At 69.6% G+C, this 24,253-nt stretch carries 23 protein-coding genes and 4 pseudogenes; 11 read left to right on the top strand and 16 right to left on the bottom strand.

Features of this window, described 5'->3' with window-relative positions; genetic code table 11:
• Positions 1-86 precede the first annotated feature (86 nt).
• Both ACWD3C_RS28890 and ACWD3C_RS28885 read right to left on the bottom strand, forming a co-directional pair.
• On the bottom strand, positions 87-593 hold the full coding sequence (locus ACWD3C_RS28890; RefSeq protein ID WP_451148946.1) for a hypothetical protein: 507 nt from the start codon (positions 591-593) through the stop codon (positions 87-89).
• A gap of 328 nt (positions 594-921) precedes the next feature.
• Entirely contained in the window at positions 922-1,092 is a 171-nt protein-coding gene (locus ACWD3C_RS28885; RefSeq protein WP_451148944.1) for a hypothetical protein, read from the bottom strand.
• A 555-nt stretch (positions 1,093-1,647) separates the two neighbouring features.
• Here ACWD3C_RS28885 and ACWD3C_RS28880 point away from each other — a divergent pair.
• A pseudogene (locus ACWD3C_RS28880) lies at positions 1,648-1,761 on the top strand (hypothetical protein); the annotation flags it as partial.
• Between the two features lie 445 nt (positions 1,762-2,206).
• Here the strand turns inward: ACWD3C_RS28880 and ACWD3C_RS28875 are convergent.
• Positions 2,207-2,335, bottom strand: coding sequence for a hypothetical protein (locus ACWD3C_RS28875; RefSeq protein ID WP_451149053.1), 129 nt, complete (start codon positions 2,333-2,335; stop codon positions 2,207-2,209).
• 21 nt (positions 2,336-2,356) lie between these two features.
• Between ACWD3C_RS28875 and ACWD3C_RS28870 the strand changes: the two genes are divergently transcribed.
• Entirely contained in the window at positions 2,357-2,512 is a 156-nt protein-coding gene (locus tag ACWD3C_RS28870) for a hypothetical protein (protein ID WP_451149051.1), read from the top strand.
• Between the two features lie 214 nt (positions 2,513-2,726).
• On the opposite strand, the gene ACWD3C_RS28865 is transcribed toward ACWD3C_RS28870, so the two are convergent.
• The 4 genes from ACWD3C_RS28865 to abc-f form a co-directional block, all read right to left on the bottom strand.
• On the bottom strand, positions 2,727-2,882 hold the full coding sequence (locus ACWD3C_RS28865; protein ID WP_451149049.1) for a hypothetical protein: 156 nt from the start codon (positions 2,880-2,882) through the stop codon (positions 2,727-2,729).
• A gap of 21 nt (positions 2,883-2,903) precedes the next feature.
• Positions 2,904-4,202, bottom strand: a complete 1,299-nt coding sequence (locus tag ACWD3C_RS28860) for an erythromycin esterase family protein (protein ID WP_451148942.1) — start codon at positions 4,200-4,202, stop codon at positions 2,904-2,906.
• 243 nt (positions 4,203-4,445) lie between these two features.
• Positions 4,446-5,138: a CatB-related O-acetyltransferase gene (locus ACWD3C_RS28855; RefSeq protein ID WP_451148940.1), complete on the bottom strand. Its 693-nt coding sequence runs from the start codon at positions 5,136-5,138 to the stop codon at positions 4,446-4,448.
• Positions 5,139-5,184: 46 nt separating this feature from the next.
• Positions 5,185-6,804, bottom strand: a complete 1,620-nt coding sequence (abc-f, locus tag ACWD3C_RS28850; RefSeq protein ID WP_451148938.1) for a ribosomal protection-like ABC-F family protein — start codon at positions 6,802-6,804, stop codon at positions 5,185-5,187.
• Positions 6,805-6,960: 156 nt separating this feature from the next.
• On the opposite strand from abc-f, the gene ACWD3C_RS28845 reads away from it, so the two are divergent.
• The gene (locus ACWD3C_RS28845; RefSeq protein WP_451148936.1) at positions 6,961-7,620 is read left to right on the top strand and encodes a TetR/AcrR family transcriptional regulator; all 660 of its coding nucleotides are present in this window, start codon (positions 6,961-6,963) and stop codon (positions 7,618-7,620) included.
• 97 nt (positions 7,621-7,717) lie between these two features.
• Here ACWD3C_RS28845 and ACWD3C_RS28840 read toward each other — a convergent pair whose 3' ends face one another.
• From ACWD3C_RS28840 to ACWD3C_RS28815, 6 genes and pseudogenes are all read right to left on the bottom strand, one after another.
• Positions 7,718-8,077: a hypothetical protein gene (locus ACWD3C_RS28840; RefSeq protein WP_451148934.1), complete on the bottom strand. Its 360-nt coding sequence runs from the start codon at positions 8,075-8,077 to the stop codon at positions 7,718-7,720.
• Positions 8,074-8,199, bottom strand: a complete 126-nt coding sequence (locus ACWD3C_RS28835; RefSeq protein WP_451148932.1) for a hypothetical protein — start codon at positions 8,197-8,199, stop codon at positions 8,074-8,076. The genes ACWD3C_RS28840 and ACWD3C_RS28835 overlap by 4 nt, the downstream gene beginning before the upstream one ends.
• A 583-nt stretch (positions 8,200-8,782) precedes the next feature.
• Positions 8,783-9,019 (bottom strand): annotated as a pseudogene (locus ACWD3C_RS28830) (helix-turn-helix domain-containing protein); the annotation flags it as partial.
• A pseudogene (locus ACWD3C_RS28825) lies at positions 9,016-9,201 on the bottom strand (site-specific integrase); the annotation flags it as partial. The pseudogenes ACWD3C_RS28825 and ACWD3C_RS28830, both read right to left, overlap by 4 nt.
• Before the next feature lie 228 nt (positions 9,202-9,429).
• Positions 9,430-9,846 (bottom strand): annotated as a pseudogene (locus tag ACWD3C_RS28820) (nucleotidyltransferase domain-containing protein); the annotation flags it as partial.
• A gap of 117 nt (positions 9,847-9,963) precedes the next feature.
• Positions 9,964-10,326, bottom strand: a complete 363-nt coding sequence (locus ACWD3C_RS28815; RefSeq protein ID WP_451148930.1) for a hypothetical protein — start codon at positions 10,324-10,326, stop codon at positions 9,964-9,966.
• A gap of 182 nt (positions 10,327-10,508) precedes the next feature.
• Between ACWD3C_RS28815 and ACWD3C_RS28810 the strand changes: the two genes are divergently transcribed.
• From ACWD3C_RS28810 to ACWD3C_RS28800, 3 genes are all read left to right on the top strand, one after another.
• On the top strand, positions 10,509-11,210 hold the full coding sequence (locus ACWD3C_RS28810) for a TetR/AcrR family transcriptional regulator C-terminal domain-containing protein (RefSeq protein WP_451148928.1): 702 nt from the start codon (positions 10,509-10,511) through the stop codon (positions 11,208-11,210).
• Positions 11,211-11,493: 283 nt separating this feature from the next.
• Positions 11,494-12,483: an NAD(P)-dependent alcohol dehydrogenase gene (locus ACWD3C_RS28805; RefSeq protein ID WP_451148926.1), complete on the top strand. Its 990-nt coding sequence runs from the start codon at positions 11,494-11,496 to the stop codon at positions 12,481-12,483.
• Positions 12,484-13,064: 581 nt separating this feature from the next.
• On the top strand, positions 13,065-14,579 hold the full coding sequence (locus ACWD3C_RS28800) for a family 43 glycosylhydrolase (protein WP_451148924.1): 1,515 nt from the start codon (positions 13,065-13,067) through the stop codon (positions 14,577-14,579).
• Positions 14,580-14,600: 21 nt separating this feature from the next.
• Here the strand turns inward: ACWD3C_RS28800 and ACWD3C_RS28795 are convergent, their stop codons facing one another.
• Positions 14,601-15,077, bottom strand: coding sequence for a GNAT family N-acetyltransferase (locus ACWD3C_RS28795; protein ID WP_451148922.1), 477 nt, complete (start codon positions 15,075-15,077; stop codon positions 14,601-14,603).
• Positions 15,078-15,163: 86 nt separating this feature from the next.
• On the opposite strand from ACWD3C_RS28795, the gene ACWD3C_RS28790 reads away from it, so the two are divergent.
• Positions 15,164-15,967: an exodeoxyribonuclease III gene (locus ACWD3C_RS28790; RefSeq protein ID WP_451148920.1), complete on the top strand. Its 804-nt coding sequence runs from the start codon at positions 15,164-15,166 to the stop codon at positions 15,965-15,967.
• Positions 15,968-15,989: 22 nt separating this feature from the next.
• Here the strand turns inward: ACWD3C_RS28790 and ACWD3C_RS28785 are convergent, their stop codons facing one another.
• Complete coding sequence (locus ACWD3C_RS28785; protein WP_451149037.1) at positions 15,990-16,619, bottom strand: MerR family transcriptional regulator; 630 nt, start codon at positions 16,617-16,619, stop codon at positions 15,990-15,992.
• A 174-nt stretch (positions 16,620-16,793) separates the two neighbouring features.
• Between ACWD3C_RS28785 and ACWD3C_RS28780 the strand changes: the two genes are divergently transcribed.
• The 4 genes from ACWD3C_RS28780 (at position 16,794) to ACWD3C_RS28765 (ending at position 20,605) form a co-directional block, all read left to right on the top strand.
• Entirely contained in the window at positions 16,794-18,356 is a 1,563-nt protein-coding gene (locus ACWD3C_RS28780) for a flavin-containing monooxygenase (protein ID WP_451148918.1), read from the top strand.
• On the top strand, positions 18,353-19,288 hold the full coding sequence (locus ACWD3C_RS28775; protein ID WP_451148916.1) for an alpha/beta fold hydrolase: 936 nt from the start codon (positions 18,353-18,355) through the stop codon (positions 19,286-19,288). Before ACWD3C_RS28780 ends, ACWD3C_RS28775 begins: the two co-directional genes overlap by 4 nt.
• A complete protein-coding gene (locus tag ACWD3C_RS28770) occupies positions 19,285-20,175 on the top strand; it encodes an SDR family oxidoreductase (protein ID WP_451148914.1) in 891 nt (296 codons plus the stop codon). The genes ACWD3C_RS28775 and ACWD3C_RS28770 overlap by 4 nt, the downstream gene beginning before the upstream one ends.
• A gap of 127 nt (positions 20,176-20,302) precedes the next feature.
• Positions 20,303-20,605 carry a hypothetical protein gene (locus ACWD3C_RS28765; RefSeq protein ID WP_451148912.1) on the top strand — a complete coding sequence of 101 codons (303 nt, stop codon included), beginning with the start codon at positions 20,303-20,305 and terminating at the stop codon, positions 20,603-20,605.
• A gap of 103 nt (positions 20,606-20,708) precedes the next feature.
• Here the strand turns inward: ACWD3C_RS28765 and ACWD3C_RS28760 are convergent, their stop codons facing one another.
• Complete coding sequence (locus tag ACWD3C_RS28760) at positions 20,709-24,146, bottom strand: S41 family peptidase (protein WP_451148910.1); 3,438 nt, start codon at positions 24,144-24,146, stop codon at positions 20,709-20,711.
• Positions 24,147-24,253 lie beyond the last annotated feature (107 nt).

Raw genomic sequence — 24,253 nt, 5'->3', positions numbered from 1 at the left:
CATCTGCATGGTCGGAGGCATGAACACCGGCGGTGCCGACCCTCTCCTGCCGCCCGCCCCTCGCGGGGCAGCGCAGGAGCCTGTGTTCAGCCCTCTCCAGCCGTCTCCTCTCCGCCACCAGCGGTGGTTTCTACGGCGATGGCGAACCAGCCGACCGGGCCCTCGACCACATGGCCCTCTTCTGCCAGCCTCTTCAGGCGGCCGCGGGTGGTCTCCACCCGGGCCGGAGTCGACACGTCCTCCCCGACCGCCGCGGCGATCTCCCTCGCCTTCATCGCCCGCCCCGCGGTGGCCAGCAGCGACAGCATCCGCCGTCGGCTCTCCTCCCACTCAAGCGGCCCCTGCGGAGACTCGGAGGCTGTCGGGGCTGAAGGCCCTTCAGGCGCCAGCGCTGATGGGCCTGCCGCCTCTTCCGCCTCCGAAGCCCTAAAACCGCCTGGAGCGGTGGCGGGCGGCAAGGACTCCAGGGTCTCCCGGGTGATAGCCAACCGGCGCAGCCGCTCCTCGGCCTCGCCGATCTGCTTGTGGATCCGCTCAAGTTCCTCGTGCAGCCCGGACAGCCGGTCACGCACGGTCGACTCTTCCCGGTCCAAACGCTCAAAGTACGACGCCACGATCTGCCCCCGGCTCCCGCCGACACCCTAGAAAGACCCTGCAGCCCCCTCAGTGCCTCAGCACACGGTAGGAGCCAAAGTCACAAGATCGCACGAGCTGTCCGCCAACGACCGCAAAGGACAACTCGCGTGCATCCGCTGATAGTTGGTGTGCAGGCTGAGTGGGCATACCGCCACATCACAGCGAAAGGATCGAGCATCCACGACCAATCTTGTGCGAGCTCGTCACGTGCCAGAAGCAGACACCGCCGGACATAGGGGGGCGGTTGCTGAGCGCACGAGGGAACGTTCCTCGAGATCCCGAAGGTCAACGCCGCACACGACGTCCAAGCTGGTCGCGGATGATGCACGCCTTGGTCAACTCGGCCTGCATAGCGGCGATTTCAGCCGTCAGGTCGCGCTGCCGCAGGTGATCGGCCTTGCGAGTGCAGAAGGCCGCGGCCGTCCGCAACCTCGGCGTCGCAGCGGCCTCATTCATGCCAGCGAAACCCATCCGCCCTGGCCGACCGACAGCGCCACAGTCTTGACGCCAGACACCGTAGGGAGCGCCACACGTCCCCGACACCCAAACACCAAACCACGTCTGGCAGTTGGGAAACGAGGAGCGTGAACGGCGTCGGCGGCCCGTCTGGCGACGCGGTGGAAACCAGAGCGACGACGCCGACGGATCTGTCGGTCCCTCCTCCCAACAGCTGTTGTGCTACCGATTCGCTGTAGCCTCGGGGCATGGCATGTACCAGCATCCCGCACGTCTTTCTGTAAACGGCGGAGACGACAGCGGCGTTGACCATCCGGCCCGAACCGGAGAGTTCTGACCACGTCGCTTCCCTTGGCGTGCCCACCATCGCCTGCTGATGTCACTCCCCATGCCCCAACCACACATCCGTCCTGCGGTCCTCCGCTGGGCAGTGGCCAGGTGAACGGGGCGCCCACTCAGCGCGGCGCTGCAGGCATCACGGCCGGTCGACGCACGCCAACGGCTCCGGATCCATGCTCCGCCGACCACGCAGCCCACCGCTGCTGAGGAACAACCATGCCTACCCCGCCCAACGCGCGCCATCAAGCGCAGCACAGGCCCTTCGACATCTTGCTCTGCCCGCTGTGTCACGACCGCCTCAAGCCTGCCGGCCAGGCGCTGCGGTGCCCCAGCGGACATTCCTTCAATATCGCCCGGCAGGGCTATGCCAGCCTCCTGACCGGCAGCCGGCGTTCCACCGGCGTGGACACTGCCTCCATGGTCCAGGCCCGCACCCTCTTCCTGCAGACCGGCCACTACGCACCGCTCGCGCGTACTCTCGCCCGTCTCACCGCGGCGCTCGGCCCGCCCGACAGCACCGTCCTGGACGCCGGGGTCGGCACCGGCTACTACCTCGCCGCCGTCCTGAAGACCCTCCCCGCAGCCGTCGGCCTCGGGCTGGACACATCCCCGTACGCTCTCCGCAGGGCAGCCCGGTCCCACGCCCGCGCAGGAGCCGCCAGCTGGGACATCTGGCAACCGTTTCCGGTACGGAGCCACGCCGTCGACTTCGTCTCAACGTCTTCGCACCCGCAACGGCCCCGAATTCCACCGGATCCTCCAGCCGAGCGGTGCGCTACTGATCGTCACCCCCGCACCGCAACACCTCGGCGAACTCCAGCGGCACCTCGGCCTGCTGTCGGTCGACCCGGCCAAGGAAGAGCGCCTGCGCCGCACGCTCTCCGCCCGTTTCCAACCCGATCACACCGAAGCACTGGAGTACGTCATGGCCCTGACCGCCCAGGACATCGAAGCCCTGTCCTTCATGGGCCCCACCGCCCGCCACATCAACCCCGACGTACTGCGCCGGCGGATCGCCTTACTGGGCACACCCTTCCAGGCGACTGCGTCCTTCCTCGTATCGGTCTACCGACCGCGGTGAACGACCAGGAGCGGAACAGGGCGGTCGATTCCCGCCGTCCCGTTCCGCCTCCTACCCGGCTGTGTCGGCTCAGCGTCGGTCTGTGGCACAGCAGGGCGTACACCTGGCCGCGGTCCTGGGCAAGCTGGGATGTCGGCCGGGTGCGCGATGTCACTCGCGAGTGCGATGAACACCTTGTGCCGGCGGGCCAGGTGCCGCCACGCCTTCGAGCTGCTCAGTCCGCCCGTGTGAAGGGCGCTCCACCAGGGTCGGTCACGGCGAGTAGATCACCGGGCGCGTTCAGGACTGCCGACCAGTCGGCGGCGGGCTCGGCACCCGAGACGGTGAGGGAGGTCCGGCGCTGGAGTCGGGTGTGTGTTCTGGTTCTCATCGCCCTGGTCATTGGCCTATCTCAGGTGTTTTCGAGGTCGTCGGCCACGGTGGAGATCGGGGTGTTGAGGATGGCGTCGAACGCGTCGAGGACGGGGGTGTGCAGGTAGGCGCTTTGTATCCGGATGCGGTCGGGGCCCGGGGCAAGGCCGGCGCTGTCGGGGGCCTCGCGGCGTGCCCGGTGAAGATCGGTCATGCTGAGCCCGAGGTCGGCATCGGCGAGGTCGGCTTCGATGCTTCCCTGCTCGGGCGGTTCCAGCGCGGTGGTGTCGATGGTGAAACCGAAGCGTGCGTTCTCGTCGCGGCGCATGTCCGCGGTGTGTCCGTTGGTGCTCGTCAGGCCGAGCGCAAAGTACTCATCGCCGAGCACGCTGTGCAGGTGCTGTCCCATCGGGAGCGTCGTGAGGTCGCCGTTGAAGGAGATCGGTGATTTCTGGATGTGGGCGTTGTGAGCCGCCAGCACGACGCGGGTCCCGGGTTCGAAGCGCTCCAGGTGCCACAGGACCGACCCGGCCATGTAGATGTCCCGGGCCGAGGTGTCGGCGGGCAGCCCCTTTCCGGCGAAAAGGTCGGCCATGGCGCGGAAGGTGTAGTCGGCGTGGCAGGCGCCTTCGAGGCGTCTCAAGGCGATGTCGTAGCTCTGCTGGTCGCCGTGGGAGACGTACAGCGGCTCGACGGAGCGGAACCGGATGAGCAGGCGCATCAGGATCGCGCTGAGGGCGTCCTGTTCGGCGGTGGCCAGGCGTGCCCACGCGGGCGCGGCCACGGCCCCGGAGCCACCGGCGAACGATTCGGCGATCCGCATCGCCGTCTGGACCGCCGGCAGGGTTTCCGGATCGATCTGGCGCAAGTAGTCGGCGACCGGGGACAAGGCGGGAAGCAAGGACCCACCGGCCGCCGGGATGTCGATGCCGGCGAAACGCACCGGTGGTGAGGCTGTGCGGTTGTGCCGGCGCATCCAGCGCAGCGGCTCATCGAGTCCCACGGGGATCGCTGCGGCGAGGTGGGCCGACAGGTCATCGTCCGTCCCCTCGCCCTGGGCCCAAGCGTCGAGGGAGAAGCCTTCGCTGAAGCCGTATTCGAAGGCCAGGACGGTGAAGCCGCAGCGTTCGACCAGGAACCGCAGGATGCGCTCGCGCATGAGTGCGAACTCCTTGATGAAGTGGGAATTTTCGCCGATCGCGACGACGCGGGCTTCGCCGATGATGGCGCGCAGCGGCTCCAGGTCATCGAGCGGCGCCTCACGGTCGTGGTGGGTGAGCGGGACGGCATGGGCGCGAAGCCAGTCGGCGAAGGGGTTGTGCTGGGACGAAGCAGGCATGCTGACAGCTCGATTCTCGGTGCTGGAATGTGGATGAATGGCCCGTACGGGAGCGGGGCACCGCACGGAGGGCAACCACCGGAGTTCGGCGACATGGCGGTGAAGCCGCTCAGCCTCACTGCGCGTAGCGTCTCCCGAAGAAGGGGCCGTGGAGTGGGCTGGATACGGGAGCCGACGGGCGCGAAGATCTTCGCAGGTCGCTGGCCGACCTCCGCAGATTCGGTCGTGCTGTGCCGGGACCGTTCAACGGCCCGTCGCCCTGCGGGGCGGTGGGTCTTGACGTGCCTTTCCCGTGTGCCCGGCCGCCGCGTTCTCCAGGTCCTCGATGCTGCCGGACATGATCGTGCGGATGTGTTCGGTGATGTGCTGGAGCGACCAGTCCCACCAGGCCAGGGCCAGGAGACGGTCGATGTCGGCATCGCTGTAGCGGTGGCGGATGAGACGGGCGGGGTTGCCGCCGACGATGCCGTAGTCGGGGACGTCGTCGACGACGACGGAGCCGGAAGCGATGATCGCTCCGTGCCCGATGCGGACGCCGGGCATCACCATGGCCCGATAACCGAGCCAGACGTCATGGCCCACCACCGTGTCACCCCGTCCGGGCAGGCCAGTGACGAGGTCGAAGTGCTCGGCCCAGGAACCGCCCATGATCGGGAACGGGAACGTCGAGGGGCCGTCCATGCGGTGGTTGGCGCCATTCATGACGAACCGCACGCCCTCGCCCAGCGCGCAGAACTTCCCGATGACCAGCTTTTCCGGCCCGTAGTGGTACAGCACGTTGCGAGTCTCGAAGGCGGTCGGATCATCGGGATCGTCGTAGTAGGAGAACTCCCCGACCTCGATCAGCGGCGAGGTGACCAGTGGCTTCAGCAGTACCACCCGCGGCTGCTCGGGCATCGGATGGACCACGGTCGGGTCGGCGGGAACAGGTGGCATCACGAATTGCTTCCTTCTGAAGGGATGTCTGCGGGTCTGGAGGACCTCAGCACTTGGTGGCGGACGTCGAAGTCGCGCGCATGGCCAGGTGGGCGCCCCGCCAGCGCCGACGCAGCCGGCGATCATGACTGACGATGACGATGGCGCCGTTGTACCCAGTCAGAGCGGTTTCCAGCTCCTCGACGAGGGCGGGCGACAGATGGTTGGTGGGTTCGTCGAGCAACAGGACGTCTAATGGCTCGCTGAGCAATCGCGCCAGGGCGAGACGCTGCAACTGCCCGGTGGACAGCCGGCCGACCTGCACCGTGAGCTGGTCGTGGTCGAACAGACCGAGGGACAGCAGCCGTTCGGTGTACCCGGCGGCCTCCCCCGCCCGTCCACGGGCGAAGGCGGCCAGCACGGTCTCCTCCGGTTCCCCGGGGTGCGGCTCTTGGGGGAGGTAGCCGATCCTGCCGCGGCGGGTGACGCTCCCGCCGTCGGGGGCGACTTCTCCGGCCAGGACGCCGAGCAGGGTGCTCTTGCCCGCTCCGTTCGGCCCCGTGATCAACAGGCGTTCGCCCGCCGTGACGGTGAGACTCGTGCGGTCGAGCCGGTCGGTGACGGCGATGTCTGCGGCGTCGAGTACAACGCCCTGCAGGCGGCGGGCCCGCAGTACGGGAGTGAAGCGCAGCGGCTCCGGCGGGGGCGGGACCGGGTCGGCAAGCAGGCGGCGCAGCCGTTCCTCGGCGTTGCGCACTCGGCTGGCCAGCGACTGCTGCACTCGGCCGCCCGCCCGGTCGTAGGCCATCTTGTTGCCGTCCTTCATCGGACGGCCGGGGGCCACCTGGCGGGCGGTGGTCGCGGCGGCATCGCGGAGCCGGTCGACGTCGGCCCGCCACTGGTCGTGCGCCTGGCCCCAGCGTTGCCGGGCAGCCGTCTTCTCGGCGAGGTAGCCGGTGTAGCCGTTGCCATACCGGACGACGCGGTGCCGGTCGGCGTCCACCTCCAGCAGGCTGGTGGCGACATGTTCGAGGAAGACGCGGTCGTGGGAGACCGTCACCGTGGTGCCCCGCCTGGTGCGCAGGTGCTCTTCCAGCCAGCTCAGGGCACCCTCGTCGAGATGGTTGGTCGGCTCGTCCAGCAGCAGCACCTCCGGCGCGGCCGCCAGGACGGCCGCCAGCCGTAACCGGACCTGTTCTCCGCCGGACAGACTGCCAACGGTACGGTCACGGTTCACCAGCCCCAGGCCGAGGCCGTGCAGGGCACGTTCCACACGGGCGTCGGCGTCGTAGCCGCCGCGCAGCTCGAAGACCGTCATCAGTTCGCCGTACTCGGCCATGCCCGACTCGTCGCCATCGGCCATCGCGGCCTCCAGACGGCGCATTCGCTGCTCGACGGCGCGTAGATCGCTCAGCGCCCGGTCGATGATCTGCTGGACGGTCGCCTGCGGGGCGAGCCGCTCGTCCTGGGCGAGATAGCCGACGCCGTTGGCGGCCTGGACGACGACCTCGCCCTGATCGGGCCGTTCACGCCCGGCGAGCAGGCGCAGCAAGGTGGTCTTGCCGGATCCGTTCTCACCGATGATCCCGGTGCGCTCGCCCGCGGCGAGCGAGCAGCTCACCGAGTCAAGGACGAGCCTGCCGTTGAAGGACTTGCTGACGGCGAGCGCGGTGATCTGTGTAGGCATGCGGGAACTCCAAAGCATTCGAGGACGAGGCGGCAGCCAAGGGCCGCAGGGCCGGGCGAACACTTCGGAAGAGCATCGATCACTCCACTAATGCGACAACTGATGCATTAAGATGCTGCCATAACGCCGTCCCTCTGAGCAAACGGATTACCAGCGATGACTCCCGAAGCCCCAGGACCGGAAGGCACCCGGCCGACGCCGACGCCGACGCCGACGCGACGCCGACCTGGAGGCCGCACCGCCCGTACTCGTACGCAGGTGCTCGACGCGGTCCGCGCGGAGCTCGGCGAACACGGTTATGACGGGCTCAGCATGGACGCCGTCGCCGCCCGCGCGGGCGTGCACCGCACAACGGTGTACCGGCGCTGGGGGGATGTCGGCGGCTTGCTCGCCGACGTTCTCGACGCGGCGAGCGACGACGAATGGCAGCCACCGGACACCGGCTCACTGGAAGGCGACCTGGCAGCACTGAACCAGGAGATCCAGGCAGCCCTGACTGCACAGCCGCCGATCGTCGCAGCTCTGATCGCCGCCTCGTTCCGCTCCGAGGAAGCCGCCCACGCCCAACAGCGGCTCTGGGAGGATCGGTACGCCCGCTGCGAGATCATCGTCAGCCGAGCTGTCCGGCGCGGCGAACTCCCGCCGCACACCGCCGCTCGGCGACTGCTCATCACCGCCACCGCGCCGCTGTACCACCAGCTGGTACTCCTCCGCACGCACCCCGACCCGCACCTGCCCGGCCATGCAGCCAGAACCGCCGCCCTCGCCGCAGCCGCTGGCGCATTCGCCGAGCCTCCGTCAGCGGGCGAAAACTGAGTGGGACTTCACCAGTTCCGCACTCCTTCGAAGGCTCGCACGGTTCGTTTCATAGGCGGTGGTCTCCGCGCCGTAGACGACCCGTGGCTGTGTCGGCTCAGCGTCGGTCTGTGGCTCGCGGGTGCCCGGTGCCTGCGAAGGTGATCCAGCAGGTGTCGCGGGCGGTGTCCAGGAGGTACCGGACGCGGCCGCCGCCGGTCACCTCGATCTGCCACTGCTCGCAGGTCTGTCCGCGGTGCGTGCCGTGCGCCAGACTGCCCTTGAGCCGGTGGTGCCGGGGTGTCTCGGTGGACGGTCTGGGGTTCGTGCGCATGGTGATCCAGGCGCGGTAGGTGTTCTCCCGGGCCTGCTGGGCGAGGCTCTCCCACCCTTTGGCCGAGGCCGCGTCCGCAAAGCGGACTTCCCAGTGGCCGTCTGGCGCCGGTGGCGCGGCGAGGTCGCCGCGACCCGCGGTCATGCGGCATCCCGCGGGTCCGGTACCGGGCCGTAGTCCTCGCCGTGGTCCCTGGTCAGCGCCGCCAGTAGTTCGGGGTCGGAGTAGACCTCGGCGGTGAAACTCTCCTCGGCGCCATCGCCCAAAAGAGAGGCGCGGTGCAGCGCGAGCGGCCTTGAGTACCTCGCGAGTGCACGTCCGCCGGCAACCCGTTGTGTCCCCCCAGCTGGGGAACGATCTCCAGCTGATCGGGGAACGATCTTCACGAGCCCTCATCGGTGCACGTCAGCCCCACTCGTGAACGCCCCACGCAGCGCCGTTCACGAGTCAACTCGTAGACAGTTCACGAGATCCCGTCCGATCACTTCGATCGGACGGGATCTCGGCGTTTCTGGACTGCGCGGGAGGTCTGGGTGCGGGTAGCGGGGCGGTGTGGCGGGCATGCCGCGCGTTACCTCCGGGGTGAACCGGCAGGCTATCGCCGACCTGCTGGCCGGACGTCCTGGCCCGACGTCGCCACCGTCGCCCGGCTCGGCGCCGCCGCCGGAGCCTCCCTGTGGCCTCGAACTGTCAGAAACGAAAGAAACAGGTGATACGACAGCCTCGATTCGCGCCTGGTCGAACGCAAGAAGCGTTCGGACATGACGATTTCGTGGCTCCGGTCACCTGACGGCGAGCACTCGCCTGCACTCGCAAGTGCGCGGAGCCACCTCATGGCAGCTCGCGTGCCGGCACCGCCCGCGCGTCGGCCACCGGCTCGGCCTGGAGCAGGTCGCCGACCGTGCAGTCCAGGGCAGAGCAGATCATGTCGAGATCGTCCAGCCGGACGGTGACCGGCTTGCCGCCCCACATGGCGGCGACCTTGCTCAGTGACGGAGTGAACCCCACCTCCTTGAAGGCCGCCAGCACCTCGGTCGGCCGCCACAGGTCCTGCTGGGCGGCCACTATGCGCAGGTTCCACTTCACCGCAGGCTCCCCTTGTCCGTCACCAGTCGCTGAGCCGCCCGGGAACTCGCGGCGAGGTTGGCCAGCTCCGGATCGGCGTGCGCGGCCGCCATGTACCGCAAGGTCGTCGTTGCCCAGTCGTGTCCGAGGACCTTCTGCACCTCCCACAACGTCATCCCACGCTCGTAGTTGTGGGTCGCGCAGGTCCGGCTTGTGTCCGCAGTGAGCGTGTGCAGTCGGGAGCGTGTGGCTATTGAACAGGCGAGTCGTTGTGGGAGGTGTTTGCGAAGCCGATGATCGGACGTGTTGTATTCCGACCAGTCATTCCGTGATGGAGAACACGTTTGACTGAATTGCCCCTTTTCAGCCGTGGACGCCGTCGTGATAAAGCGGGGGAGCTCGACGCTGAACCGCTCACTCAGCCGCAGCATGTCCTGCTGGTCTTTCATGGATGGCTCGTAGTCCAGGTGACAGCGCATTTGGGTTACCACGTCGACGCAACCGACTGCCGGGCCCTCGATGGCGCCGGCTGCAGGCGACGGACAGTGGAAGTTCTCGCCGTCCGGTAGCGCTCGGCCTCCGCCGTCGTCCGGTGTCGGCACGACGGGATGCAGGTCGATCTCGCGACCGTGGCCATCGGCGAAGGCGAGTGCGGTGGGGCGTCAGTCCCTCAGGGTGGTGCGGTAGCCCGCTTCGTCGAGGCGGGCCCGTATTGCTGGCAGGTCGGGGAGGAACACGACGAGATCAAGGTCTGAATGCTCTCGTGTGGCCTCTCCGAGGAGGGCGTCGATGCCCCAACCGCCGTCGGCCCAGGCGGTCGTGCCTGCCTTCGTCGGAACAGATGCCACGTCAAGGACGTGTGCAGCGCTCAGGCCCGTGACCCGGGACAACTGGTTGTCGGCGTCCAGCGCCGCGGGCGCGCAGCCATGTCCAAGTGCCGCGCGGGCCCCGGATGGGGCTCCGCTTCACCGCGCTTTCCTGAACAGCAGCGCGGAGACGAGGTTGACCAGGACGATCCCCAGCCACATGGCGAACACGGTATCCGAGTCCGCGCCCGCACCGGCCGTCAGCCAGATCGAGCCGCCGACCCCGAAGAGCAGGGAGAAGACCGGCACCGCCAGATGCGAGTTGTCGGGCTGCTGCCCCTGCTGCTTCTGCGGGGCCCCGTCGATCCCTTGCTGTGCCAGCCGGGCGTCCACCCGCTGGTCGATCGATTCCGTGGCGCTGGCGACGAAGGACTCCAGCACGGCGCGCTCGTACTCCGGGCCCAGTTCCTTACGGGCCTCGTACGCCGCGGTGGCTTCGTCGTGGAGGTCGGGAGCTACCATGGCTCGCGCGCCAGCCTTTCCGGTTTCCGGCATCAGGCAATCCGATCGTTCCGGTGGTCTCGAACACGGACGAAGGAAGGGTGTACGGCGTACACCTAATGGTGGGAATACAGTAGGTGGACGCCGTACACCCGTCAAGAGGAAGGGTGGCCGGCTCCGGGCCTTGCCCAGTACGAGAGGGGATGGTGGAGATAGCCACGCAGGCCGACGCCGCCGCGCAGCCCCGCGCACCCCTGAGTAAAAGGCGGGTTCTGGACGCCGCCGTCGCCCTGGCCGACGAAGGCGGGGTCGACGCGCTCAGCATGCGCAAGATCGCGCAGGCGCTCGGCGTCGTACCCATGGCGCTGTACAAGCATGTGGCCAACAAGAACGAGCTGCTGGACGGCATGATCGATGTCCTCGTCGGTGAGATCGATCCGCCGGCCGGCGACGTCGACTGGAAGACCGCCATCCGCCGACGGGTGCTGTCGGCCCGCCGCATGCTGCTGCGTCACCCGTGGGCGTCCGGGGTCATCGAGTCGCGGAGCAAGGCGCGGACCGCCCCCACCCCTGTGGTGATGGAGTACCTGGACTCGATGATCGGGATCTTCCGGGCCGGGGGGTTCTCGATCGACCTGGTCCATCACGCGATGCACGTGATGGGCAGCCGCCTGCTGGGCTTCTCCCAGGAGCTGTTCGAGGACAACTCCGACCGCGAGCCGGATCCGGACGCGATGCCGCCCGAGGAGATGGCCGCGCGCTACCCCCACATCACCGAACTGGCCATGGCGGTCGCCCACGACAACGAGTCCGTCGTCGGCTCGGGCTGCGACGACCAGTTCGAGTTCGAGTTCGCTCTGGACCTGACACTGGACGGCCTTGAGCGGCTCCGGGGCACGATCTGACCCACCGGTGAAGGGGTCGGCGGCACCGGTCTGAGGTCTTCAGTCGTCGCCGTCACCGTCACCCAGAGCCCACTCGTTCTCGCGAGCCGCGAGCCGCGAGCCGCGAGCCGCGAGCCCCGCGTCTCGAACTCGTGCCTCTTCACCCTTGACAGGTGTACGGCGTACACCTACGTTGCGCATTAAGGGTGTACGCCGTACACCTTCAGTGATCTGCTGGTCGGTCGGTGCCGTACCCGGAGAAGACAGCGAGCGGCAATCGATCACGAGGTGATGGGGAGACCCGATGAAGGCGATCGTTCAGGAGCGGTTCGGCCCGCCGGACATCCTGCAACTGGTGGATGCCGACCGGCCCGAGGTCGGGGCCGATCAGGTGCTGGTGCGGGTACACGCCGCCGCGCTCAACCCCTACGACTGGCACATGATGCGCGGCGACCCGTACGTGGCGCGGCTGATGGGAGGCGTGGGACTGACCCGGCCGAAGTCCCGGGTGGCCGGGATCGACGCGGCCGGACAGGTGGAGGCGGTCGGCGCCGACGTGCGCGGGCTCCAGCCCGGCGACGAGGTCCTGGGCTTCTGCCCGGGCTCCTTCGCCGAGTACGCGCGCACCACCGCGGACCTGCTGGTGCCCAAGCCCGCGACCCTGACCTTCGAGCAGGCCGCAGCCGTGCCGATGGGGGCGGTGACCGCCCTGCGTGGCATCCGGACCGTGGGCCAGGCGCAGGCCGGTCAGCGGGTGCTGGTCAACGGGGCCGCCGGTGGCGTGGGCACGTTCGCCGTACAGATCGCCGCGGCCCTGGACGCGGAGGTCACCGGGGTGTGCAGCGCCCGCAACGTCGAGCTGGTGCGCTCACTGGGCGCCGCCCACGTCGTCGACTACACCCGGGAGGACTTCACCGACGGGCGCGTGCACTACGACGTGATCCTGGACAACGTGGGCAACCGCCCGCTGAGCCGGCTGCGCCAGGCGCTCACCCCGACAGGGACCCTGGTGGCCAACGGTGGCGGCTCGCCCGGCCACGTGTTCGGGGCGATCGGCTCCATGCTGCGGCTGATCGCGGTCAACGCGTTCGTCCGGCAGCAGCTCCGCATGATCCTCCCGGCGGCCCCGGCCGGGCCGACCCACGAGGACCTGCTCGCCGTCACCGCCCTCATCGAGGCCGGCAAGCTCACCCCGGTGGTCGACCGGACCTACCCCCTGACCGACGCGGCCGAGGGCGTGCGCCATGTGGAGCAGGGCCACGCCCGCGGCAAGGCCGTGGTCACCGTGCCGTGAGCGCGCTGTACCGGCTCAGCCCCGCCTTCAACCGCTCACACGAGTCGAACAGCCCCACCCGTGCTCGGCCAGGAACTCCATCCACTCCTTGACCGCCCGCGCGTAGTTCTCCCACGAGCTCGGCGCCGGCGCCCCGCCGGCCGGGAACTCGCGCAGCCACCGGTTCACCACCGCCGTCGCACGTGGCGCGGACCATCCTCGAAGCACAAGTCGTCGTCGACGAGCACGGGCATCCCCTCGGGGATCCTCACCTGCCGCCGCGACTCACCCCTCGACCCCCACCCGAGGATGCGATTCCTCCCGGGCGTGAACGCCCGGGGTTCCTCGCAAGAACACGCTGAAGCTCGGCTGCCGCCCAGCGACAGCGGGCACCGCCGGCTGCTCGCCGTGCCTGCCGTGCTCGCCTGCCTCAACAACCGGTCATAGTCCGTCAGGCCGGGCAACTTGGCCGTATCCCTCGCGTCGTATCCGTTGTATCCGTCGTATCCATTGACGCCCCTGCGGCCTCGCCCCTACCTTCTGGCCGAAGTTACGCACAGTGTTCGACATCTCGAACTCACTGCTGCCGGAAGGGACTTACCGTGTTCCGCACCCGCACCCCCAGACACCCTCACTTCCACTGGCTTCTGCTCAGTGCCGCCCTGCTCGCCCTCCTCGGCTCGCTCCTCGCCCGGCCCGGCCAGGAGGCCGTCGCCGCCGAAGGACGGCCGTACACCAACCCGGTCAAGGCGCAGAAGGGCGCCGACCCCTGGCTGGAGTACCACGACGGGAACTACTACCTGATCTCGACGACGTTCACGAACGAACTGCTCATGCGGAAGTCCCCCACCCTCGCGGGCCTGGCCACCGCCGCCAGCGTGCAGGTGTGGTCGGACACGACCCCGGGCCGGAACGCGAACATCTGGGCGCCGGAGATGCACTTCCTCAACGGCAGGTGGTACCTCTACTACTCGGCCGCGCAGGCCGGGGCCGCCTGCTGCGACACCCAGCGGACGCATGTGCTGGAGAGCGCCGGGTCCGACCCCATGGGGCCGTACACCTACCGGAACATCCTCACCGGCTCCAACCTCAACACCAACGGCTGGCTCATCGACGCCAGCGTGCTCAAGCACAACAACCGCCTGTACCTGCTCGGCAGCGCGTCCATCGGCGACAGCCGGCAGAGTCTCGTGATCGCGCCGCTGAGCAACCCGTACACGCTCGCCGGCTCCACCTTCACCGTCATCTCCAAGCCCACGCTGAGCTGGGAGACCATGGGGGCGCCGGTCAACGAAGCGCCCGAGCCGCTGTACCGGAACGGCCGTACGTTCCTGACCTTCTCGGCGAGCTACTGCCAGACACCCGACTACAAGCTCGGCCTGCTGGAGCTGACCGGCGGCGATCCGCTCGACCCGGCCGCCTGGACGAAGAAGCAGACGCCGGTCTTCCAGCGGAATGACGCCGCCGGGGTGTACGGGCCCGGCCACAACGGGTTCTTCACCTCACCCGACGGCACCGAGAGCTGGATCGTCTACCACGGGAACTCGTCGGCCTCCGACGGCTGCGGAAACTCCCGCACCACCCGCGCCCAGAAGTTCACCTGGAACGCCGACGGCACCCCGAACTTCGGCTCCCCGGTGGCGACCGGCGTCACCCTGGCCGGTCCCTCCGGCGAGACGGCGGCCACCCCGACCGCGTACACCCTGGTCAACCGCAACAGCGGCAAGTGCCTGGACGTGGTGGGCGGCAACTCGGCCGACGGCACCGATGTCGTGCAGTGGACGTGCAACGGCGGCGCCAACCAGAAGTGGCGGATCGAGGACCTCGCCAACGACACCAGCCGCCTCGTCTCCGTCGCCACCGGCAAGGCGCTCGACGTCTCCAACTGCGACACCGCCGACGGCGCCAACATCCAGCAGTGGTCGTGGCTGAACAACAGCTGCCAGCGCTTCCGCCTCGTCTATACGGCCACCGGTGACTACGTACGGCTCGTCAACGCCAACAGCGGCAAGGTCGCCGACGTGGCCAACTGCTCCGCCGCCGACGGCACCGACGTACGCCAGTGGTCCTGGCTCAACAACAACTGCCAGCAGTGGCAGCTGAGGCCCACCACGTAATAAGCACCTGGTAAGAAGCCCCTACAGCGGCTTCGCGAAGCACAGGCTGAGCTCGTGGAAGCGGTAGTGGCCGAACTTCGCGCAGGGTTCGTAGCCGCTGGAGGTGTACAGGGTGACCGCCTCGGGCTGCTTCTGGCCGGTCTCCAGCACCATGCGGGTACGGCCCGCCGCGCGGGCGTCCTCCTCCAGGGCGGCCAGGATGCGGCGGGCCAGACCCCGGCCGCGCGCCTCCTCGATCACGTACATCCGCTTGATCTCGGCATCGCCGTCCGCGTATCCCTCGTCGTTCTTCTCCTGGGCACGCCAGCCGCCCGTCGCGACGGGTCTGTCCCGCTCGTCGTACGCGATCAGGTACAGGCCCCGCGGCGGCGCGAAGTCCGCCGGCTCGACGACGGTGGCGTCACCGTCGTCGTTGTAGCGCGCGGCGTACTCGGCCTGGACCTGGTCGTTGAGCTTGACGGCGTCGGGGTGGTCGAAGGGGACGCGACGTATATCCATGCGGAACATCGTACGTCTATGCGGCGGCCGGTCGTAGGCGGTGGGTGTGGCCCTTTCAGTATTCCTGGTGCCGGTATCGTGCCGGGGTGCTCACTGTGACCTCTGTGAATGTGAACGGACTCCGGGCCGCCGCGAAGAAGGGCTTCGTGGAGTGGCTCGCGGGGACCTCCGCGGACGTGCTGTGCCTGCAGGAGGTGCGGGCCGAGCCCCAGCAGCTGCCGGAGGGGGTCCGGGAGCCGGACGGCTGGCATGTCGTGCACGCGCCCGCCGCCGCCAAGGGGCGCGCGGGGGTGTCCCTCTATACGCGGCGTGCGCCCGAGCGCGTCCAGGTCGGCTTCGGGTCGGCCGAGTTCGACGGCAGTGGGCGGTACGTCGAGGCCGACCTGCCGGGTGTCACCGTCGCCAGCCTCTACCTGCCCTCCGGTGAGGTCGGCACGGAGCGGCAGGACGAGAAGGTGCGCTTCATGGGGGAGTTCCTCGCGTACCTGAAGGACCTGCGGGAGCGGGCCGCCGCCGGGGGGCGCGAGGTGGTCGTGTGCGGTGACTGGAACATCGCCCACCGCGAGGCCGACCTCAGGAACTGGCGGGGCAACAAGAAGAACTCCGGGTTCCTGCCGGAGGAGCGGGAGTGGCTCGGGCGCGTCCTCGACGCGACGGAGGGCGGGTACGTCGATGTCGTACGCGGCCTGCATCCGGACGTCGAAGGTCCGTACACGTGGTGGTCGTATCGGGGGCGGGCCTTCGAGAACGATTCGGGCTGGAGAATCGACCTCGCCGTCGCGACTCCGGGACTCGCCGAACGTGCGGTCAAGGCGTATGTGGAACGCGCCGCCAGCTATGAAGAGCGCTGGTCGGACCATGCCCCTGTGACCGTGGTCTTCGAGACGTGATGTGAATCGGGCGAAGCGTTCGCTACCGCCGCTCCCGCAACTTCCGGTCCAACGCCATCGACAACTCCGCCTCCACCACGCTCTTCGCCAGTGGCCGCAACCGCCGCAGGTCCTCGGTCGTGCGGTTGCCGTCGGTGAGGAGGACGAGGTCGGCGAAGAGGGCGGCGAGGGCGTTGGCGTGTTCGCGGACGCGGTGGGCCGTGGCGAGGACCTCGGCGAGCGGGATGCCCTCGCGGACGAGGGCGGCCGAGGCGTCGAGGAGCCGTCGGCTGATGTGGACGAGTTCGTTGCCGTCGGTGGCGAGATAGCCGAGGTCGAGCGCGGCGGCGAGGTTCTCGGGGGTGGACTGGCCCTCGAAGACGTCGGCGAGTTCCTCGGGGGTGAGGCGGACCGGGACCTCCTCGGTGGGGGCGCCGAGGCCGAGGAGTTCGCCCACATGGCGGCCGTGGTCGAAGGCCTCGGCGAGCTCGGCGATACCGCTGAGCGTGTGGCCGCGCTCCAGCAGGGCGGAGATGGTCCGCAGCCGGGCCAGATGGGTGTCGTCGTACCAGGCGATACGGCCCTCCCGGCGTGGCGGTGGGATCAGCCTGCGCTCTCGGTAGAAGCGCAGGGTGCGCACGGTGATGCCGGCCTCCTTGGCCAGCTCCGCCATGCGGTACTCGCGCCGCCCGCCTCGCTCTCCTGATCCCTCGGCCACGTCGGAACCCTACGTCGTACCTCGGGTAACTTTCCTCGTCCAGCCCCTTACCCATCAGTACGGCCCTGCCCTACTCTCCCATTGCGCCAGTGTTCACTGGCACGGTCGGGCGGCAAGGGAGGCGTCGGTATGGCCGAACGCGAGGGGCACGAGGGGCACGAGGGGCACCAGGACGTGCGCGAACATGTACGGGTCGCGGTGATCGGCTCGGGCTTCGGCGGTCTCGGCGCCGCCGTACGGCTGCGTCGCGAGGGCGTCACCGACTTCGTCGTCCTGGAGCGGGCCGACAGTGTGGGCGGCACCTGGCGGGACAACAGTTACCCCGGGTGCGCCTGTGATGTGCCGTCCCACCTCTACTCGTTCTCGTTCGCCCCCAACCCCGACTGGCCGCGCACGTTCTCCGGGCAGGAGCACATCCGCGCCTATCTGGAGCACGTGGCGTCCGTCTTCCGGCTCCGGCCCCACATCCGCTTCAACTCCGAAGTGAAGATGATGACGTGGGACGCGGAGAAGCTGCGCTGGGAGATCGAGACCAGCGGCGGGAATCTGTCCGCCGACATGGTCGTCTCGGCCACCGGGCCGCTCTCCGACCCCAGGCTCCCGGACGTCCCCGGCCTCGACTCCTTCCCCGGCAAGGTCTTCCACTCCGCCCGCTGGGACCACGACTACGACCTGCGTGGCAAGCGCGTCGTGATGATCGGCACGGGAGCGTCGGCGATCCAGATCGTGCCGGAGATCCAGCCCGAGGCCGGCCGGCTCACCCTCTTCCAGCGCACCCCGCCGTGGGTCATGCCCCGCGTCGACCGCGCCATCAGCGGAGCCGAACGGTGGCTGCACCGCCAGTTGCCGTTCACGGCCGCCGCCCGGCGCGGACTCCTGTGGGGCATCCGGGAGTTGCAGGTCCAGGCTTTTACCAAGCACCCCGGCGAACTCGGCCTCGTCGAGCAGTTGGCCAAGCGGAACATGGCCCGCGCCGTCAAGGACCCGGCCCTGCGCGCCAAGCTCACGCCCGACTACCGCATCGGCTGCAAGCGCATCCTGCTGTCGAACACCTACTATCCGGCGCTCACCCGCCCCAACGTCGACGTCGTCGCCTCCGGGCTCGCCCGGATCGACGGCTCCACCCTCGTCGCCGCCGACGGCAGCACGGCCGAGGCCGACGCCGTCATCTTCGGCACCGGCTTCCACGTCACCGACATGCCCATCGCCGAACGGGTCGTGAACGCGGAGGGCAGGACGCTCGCACAGACGTGGTCGGAGGGAATGCGGTCGCTGCGCGGCGCGACGGCCGCCGGGTTCCCCAACTGGATGGCGATCATCGGGCCCAATACCGGGCTCGGGAACTCCAGCATGATCCTGATGATCGAGTCGCAGCTCAACTACATGGCGGATTACGTACGGCAACTGAACGTCCTGGGCCCCGGTACCGCCCTCGACGCCCGGCGCGGCGCCGTCGCCTCGTGGAACCGGAAGGTCCAGGAGCGGATGAAGCGCACCGTCTGGAGCACGGGTGGCTGTACCAGCTGGTACCTGGATGCCGGCGGCCGCAACACGACCCTCTGGCCGGGGACGACGACCGAGTTCCGCAGCGCCACGCGGCGGGTCGACCTCGGCGAGTACGACGTCCTGCGGGCAGCCGAGGCCCGCGCGAAGCACCGTACGACGACGAAGAAGGTGGAGGCCGGAGCGTGAGCCGACTGATGCACGTGAAGCATGGGCCCTACGCCCCGCCCATCCCCGTACGGGAGTTGACCGCGGTCTCCGCCGACGGCGCCCGCGTGCATGTGGAGGTGCACGGTCCGCAGGACGCCCCGGCGGTCGTCCTCGCGCACGGCTGGACCTGTTCGACGGCTTTCTGGGCGGCGCAGATACGGGACCTGGCCGCCGACCACCGGGTGATCGCGTACGACCAGCGGGGACATGGGCGTAGTCCCGCGTCCGAGGTGTGCAGTACGGATGCCCTCGCCGACGATCTGGAGGCGGTGCTCGCGGCCACGCTCGGGCCGGGGGAGCGGGCCGTGCTGGCGGGGCACTCCATGGGCGGGATGACGCTGATGGCGGCCTCGGAGAGGGGCCGGTTCCGGGAGCACGCGGCGGCGGTGTTGCTGTGCAGCACGGGCAGTTCGCGACTGGTCACCGAGGCGCTCGTCGTGCCCCTGCGTGCCGGGCGGCTGCGGACCTGGCTGACCAGGAAGCTCCTCGGCTCCCGCGCACCGCTCGGGCCCGTCACGCCGGTCGCGCGCCGCATCCTCAAGTACGCCACCATGGGCCCCGGTTCGTCCCCGGTGATGGTCGAGGCGTGCGCGCGGATCGTGCACGCGTGTCCGCGGCGGGTGCGGCATGCCTGGTCGCGGGTGCTCGATCTGCTCGATCTCGACCATGGGGTACGGGAGTTGGCGGTGCCCACGGCCGTGGTGGTCGGTACGGCGGACCGGATGACCCCGCCGGTGCTCACCCGGGCGCTGGTCGCCACGCTGCCCCAGTGCGTCGGGGTCACCGAGCTGGCGGGGGTCGGGCACATGTCGCCCGTGGAGGCACCCGAGCTGGTCACGGCCCGGATTCGCGAGCTTTCCACGGCTCATCTGACGTCCACGCAGGGTGAGTTGAAGGAGGCGGGCGCATGAGCCGGGGCCGGGGCAGTCTGGAGGGGCGGGTCGCGGTTGTTACTGGGGCCGCGCGGGGTGTGGGTGAGCTGCTTGCGCGCAAGCTCTCCGTGCGGGGTGCCAAGGTCGCGCTCGTCGGGCTTGAGCCGGATGAGCTGAAGCGGGTCTCGGATCGGCTGTACGGCGAGAGCGGCTACTGGTGCGCCGACGTCACCGACCACCAGGCCATGGGCCGGGTCGCCGAGGAGGTGGCGGAGCGCTTCGGCATGGTCGACATCGTCGTCGCCAACGCGGGGGTCGCGACCGGAGGGCCCTTTGCGGACTCCGATCCGGAGGCCTGGCGGCGGGTGATCGAGGTGAACCTCATCGGGTCGGCGGTGACCGCGCGGGCCTTTCTGCCCCGGCTGCTGGAGAGCCGGGGGTACCTGCTCCAGGTCGCCTCGCTGGCCGCCATCACTCCGGCGCCGATGATGACGGCCTACTGCGCGTCCAAGTCGGGCGTCGAGGCGTACGCGCACAGTCTGCGGGCCGAGGTCGGGTACCGGGGCGTGGGCGTCGGGGTCGCGTATCTGTCGTGGACCGACACGGACATGGTGCGCGGGGCCGATCAGCACGACGTCATGCGGGAGTTGAGGCAGCGGTTGCCCTGGCCCGCCAACAAGACCTATCCGCTGGGGCCCGCTGTCGATCGTCTCGTCGCCGGGATCGAACGGCGGGCGAGCCACGTGTACGGGCAGTGGTGGCTGCGCGGGATGCAGGGCGTACGGGGGTATCTGCCGGGGCTCATCGGGACGGTGGGGCAGCGGGAGGTACGGCGGTTCGCCTCACGGCTCGGCGGCGTGCCGAAGGGGCTCGTGGGTGCGGGTGGGGCGGCCGATGAGCGGGCGCGGAGCGCTGTGCGTGACTGAGTGCGTGACGTGCGTAATCGAGTGCTGTAACTGAGCGTGAACGGTCGAAATGCGTTCTTTGTCCTGCCGTGTCAGCCTGGTCGAGTCCCGATCCCCTCACCCACAACGGGAGTGAAACCACATGGGCATGAAGGACCAGTTCCAGGACAAGGCCGAGCAGCTGAAGCAGCAGGCCAAGGACAGGCTCGGCCAGTCCGGGGAGGACGCGGACGAGCGTTCTCAGCCGATGCGTGAACGCGGTGAACGCGGTGAACGCGGTGAACGCAGCGAGCGTGGCCAGCGCGGTGAGCGCGGTGAGCGTGGCGAGCGCGGTGAGCGCGGTGAGCGCGGTGAGCGCGGTGAGCGCGGCGAGCGCGGGCGGCAGGACCGGGAGACCGAGCGTGCGCAGCAGGAGGAGCAGGACCGGTTCGACCAGGACTACGACATGTAGTTGCCGCGCTCGGCTTGAGCGTTGAGTGGGGTGCCCTTGTTCGTGAGGGCGCCCCACTCTTGCGTTTTCTCGCGTCCAGTCCGGTTCAGTCCTTCTCTTGTGTTCAGTCCGTCGTCCTCGGAGGCAGCTTCGGGCGGGTGCGGGTCGGGACGTTGCCGTAGTCCGGGGGAGCCGTGGCCGGGTGGGTGGTCAGCAGGTCGAGCGCCAGGCGGACCGCGTCGTCGAGTTGGGCGTGGCGGCCCTCGGCCCAGTCGAGGGGGGTGCGGAGGATTTCCAGGTCGGGGGTGACGCCCCGGTTCTCGATGGTCCAGCCGTACGCGTCGAACCAGGCGGCGTTCATGGGGACCGTGATGACGGTGCCGTCGCCGAGTCGGTGGCGGCCGGTCATGCCGACGACGCCGCCCCAGGTGCGCTGGCCGACGACGGGGCCGAGTTGGAGGAGCTTGAAGGCGGCGGTGATCATGTCGCCGTCGGAGGAGGTCGCCTCGTCGGCGAGGGCGACGACGGGGCCGCGGGGGGCGTTGGAGGCGTACGACACCGGCTGGGCGTTCCTCGTCAGGTCCCAGCCGAGGATGGTGCGGGTGAGCTTCTCCACGACCAGTTCGCTGATGTGGCCGCCCGCGTTGCCGCGTACGTCGACGATCAGGGCGGGGCGGGAGACCTCCATGCGGAGGTCGCGGTTGAACTGGGCCCAGCCGGAGCCGCCCATGTCGGGGATGTGGAGGTAGCCGCAGCGGCCGCCGCTCAGCTCGCGGACGACCTCGCGGCGTTTGGCGACCCAGTCCTGGTAGCGGAGGGGGCGCTCGTCGATGAGGGGGACCACGGCGACGCGGCGCGCGCGGCCCTCGCCCTCCGAATCAGAGGGGCCCGAAGGGCCTTCCTTGGAAGGGTGGTGGTGGGCGACGGGTCGGGCAAAGGTCAGCTCGACCGTCGTGCCGCCCGCGCCGGCCAGGAGGGGGTACGGGCCCGTCACGGGGTCCACCGGGCGGCCGTCGACGTGGGTGAGGACCGCTCCCTCGCGGATACCGGTTCCGGCGAGCGGTGATCGCGCCCTGGAGTCGGACGAGTCGCCGGCGAGGATGCGGGAGACCATCCAACTGTCGTCCCTGCGGACGAAGTTGGCGCCCAGGAGGCCCTGTCGGCGCTGGTAGTGGGGTGGGCCCTCGTTGCGGCGCGCGGGCGCCACGTAGGCGTGGGAGGTGCCGAGTTCGCCGAGCACCTCCCGCAGGAGGTCGGCGAACTCGTCGGGAGATGTGATCCGTTCGACGAGCGGGCGGTACTGCTCCAGGACCGAGTCCCAGTCGATGCCGCACATGTGGGGTTCCCAGAAGTACGCGCGGATCAGGCGGCCCGCCTCCGCGTACGACTGGCGCCACTCCGCCGGGGGGTCCACCTCGTGGAAGATACGGCGCAGGTCGATCCAGACCGTGGTGTCGGCGTCGCCGGACTCCGTGGACGGGACCGCGCGCAGGTCGCCCTCGTCGACGACCACGAGACGGGTGCCGTCGCCGCTCACCGCGAACCAGTCCAGGTCCTCGACGAGTTCGGACTTCTTCGCCTTGCTGATGTTGAAGTATTCGAGGGTCGGGCGCCCGCTGGTGTCGGCCGGGTTCGCGAAGGTCTCGCCGAGGGCGCCCGAGATCGGCCAGCGCAGCCAGACCAGGCCGCCGCCCGCGACCGGGTACAGCGCCGAGTACTTGGACGCCGCGACCGGGAAGGGCGTGACCCGGCTCGCCAGGCCCTCGACCTCGACGGTCACCGTGCCGTCCGTGTCGTCCTCGCCGGTGGACTCCGCCGGGTCCATGCCACCGGCGACGGGGCGGCCGTCGGGGTTCAGGGCGAAGGGGGACGGACTCGCGGAGGAGAGGGGGACCAGGTAGGGGCGGCAGCCCAGGGGGAAGGAGAGGTCGCCGGTGTGGACGTCGTACACCGGGTCGAAGCCGCGCCAGGAGAGGAAGGCGAGGTAGCGGCCGTCCCGCGTGAACACCGGGTTCTCGTCCTCGAAGCGGCCGTTGGTGACGTCGACGATATAACGGGCCCCCGGTCCTTCGATGCGCGCCATCTTGATCTGGCGGAGCGAGCGGCCGATGCCCGGGTGGGACCAGGTCAGCCAGGTCCCGTCCGGGGAGAAGGCGAGGTCGCGTACCGGGCCGTTGATGGACGTGATCAGCTCCGTCACCTCACCCGCTCCGTCCTCCGTCCCCGCGGCGGCAGCCGCTTCATCGGACACAGTGAGGAGGAGCAGGCGTCCGTCGTTCGAGGCGAGGGCGAGGCGTTCGCCCTCGGGGTCCGACACCAGTTCCAGTACGCGGCCCAGGCCGCCGGAGGCGAGCCGGCGGGGTTCGCGGTGGCCGGTGGCGCGGGGGAGGTAGGCGATCTCGATCGCGTCCTCGCCCTCGGCGTCGGTCACGTACGCGACCTGTCCGCCGGGGCCGAGCATCTCGGGCAGCCGGACGCGTACGCCATGGGTGTCGGCGATCGTGCGGGCGGGGCCGTCGCGGTGGGTGAGCCAGTACAGACTTCCGCGTACGACGACGGCGCTGGCGCGGCCCGTCTCGTCGACGGAGATGCCGTCGACGTGCTGGGCGGCGGGGACCTGATACGGGCGCCGTCCGGCGCGCGGGCCGCCGAGTCGTACGTCGAGGCGGCGGGGGAGGGAGTCGGGGGAGAGGTCGTCGACGATCCAGAGGTCGCCGGCGCACTGGTACACGACGCGGGTGCCGTCGCTCGCGGCGTGCCGGGCGTAGAAGGCGTCGTGGTCGGTGTGGCGGCGCAGGTCGGAGCCGTCGTGGGCGCAGGAGTAGAGGTTGCCGATGCCCTCGTGGTCGGAGAGGAAGGCGATACGGCCGCCGACGAACATGGGGGAGTGGAGGTGGCCGTCGAGGTCCGGGAGCAGCCGCTCGCCGTGCAGCCACAGCCGGCCCATGGCGCCGCCCCGGTACCGCTTCCAGGCGGCGGGTTCGTGGGGCGGGGTGCCGGTGAGCAGGAGGGTTCTGCGTTCGCCCTCGATGTCAGCGACCTGGATGTCGGAGACGGGGCCCCAGGGCAGGCGGCCGCCGGGGGCGCCGTCCGTGGGGACCTTGTACGCCCAGGTGAAGTAGGAGAAGGGCTGGCCGTGGGAGGCGACGGCGAGGATGTCGCCCTCGGGGGTCCAGCTCCTTACCTGCGTGTCCGCGCTGCCCCAGTAGGTGAGCCGGCGGCCGGGCTGTCCGCCCTCCACCGGTGCCAGGTGGATCTCCGGTACGACACTCCGCCAGCTCGTGTACGCGATCTGCCGTCCGTCCGGGGAGAACCGTGGGTGTCCCACCTTCGTACGGTCCACGGTGAGCCGCCAGGCCCTGCCTGTGCCGTCCAGTGGTGCTACCCACAGGTCGTCCTCGGCCACGAAGCAGAGGCGCTCGCCGCTGAGGTGAGGGAAGCGGAGGTATCCGGGGGCCTTGTCCTGCTCGCTTGCGTCGGTCACCTCTTCATGCTTTGCCGCGGGGGCGCCTGCGGCAACTTGTCGTGTTTGTTCCGCCCCCGCCGCCCCTACCCGTCCCATCCTCCAGGGGCTCCGCCCCTTCGACCCCGCCTGGGGGCTGCGCCCCCGGACCTGCTGGGGGTGGGTGGGCCGGTTGCGGGTGGGTGGGGGTTGCTGTGGGTCGGCCT

Source organism: Streptomyces sp. NPDC002845 (assembly GCF_053591955.1).
The sequence above is the reverse complement of the archived record's forward strand: the minus strand, read 5'-3'. Positions and strand labels throughout refer to the sequence as shown.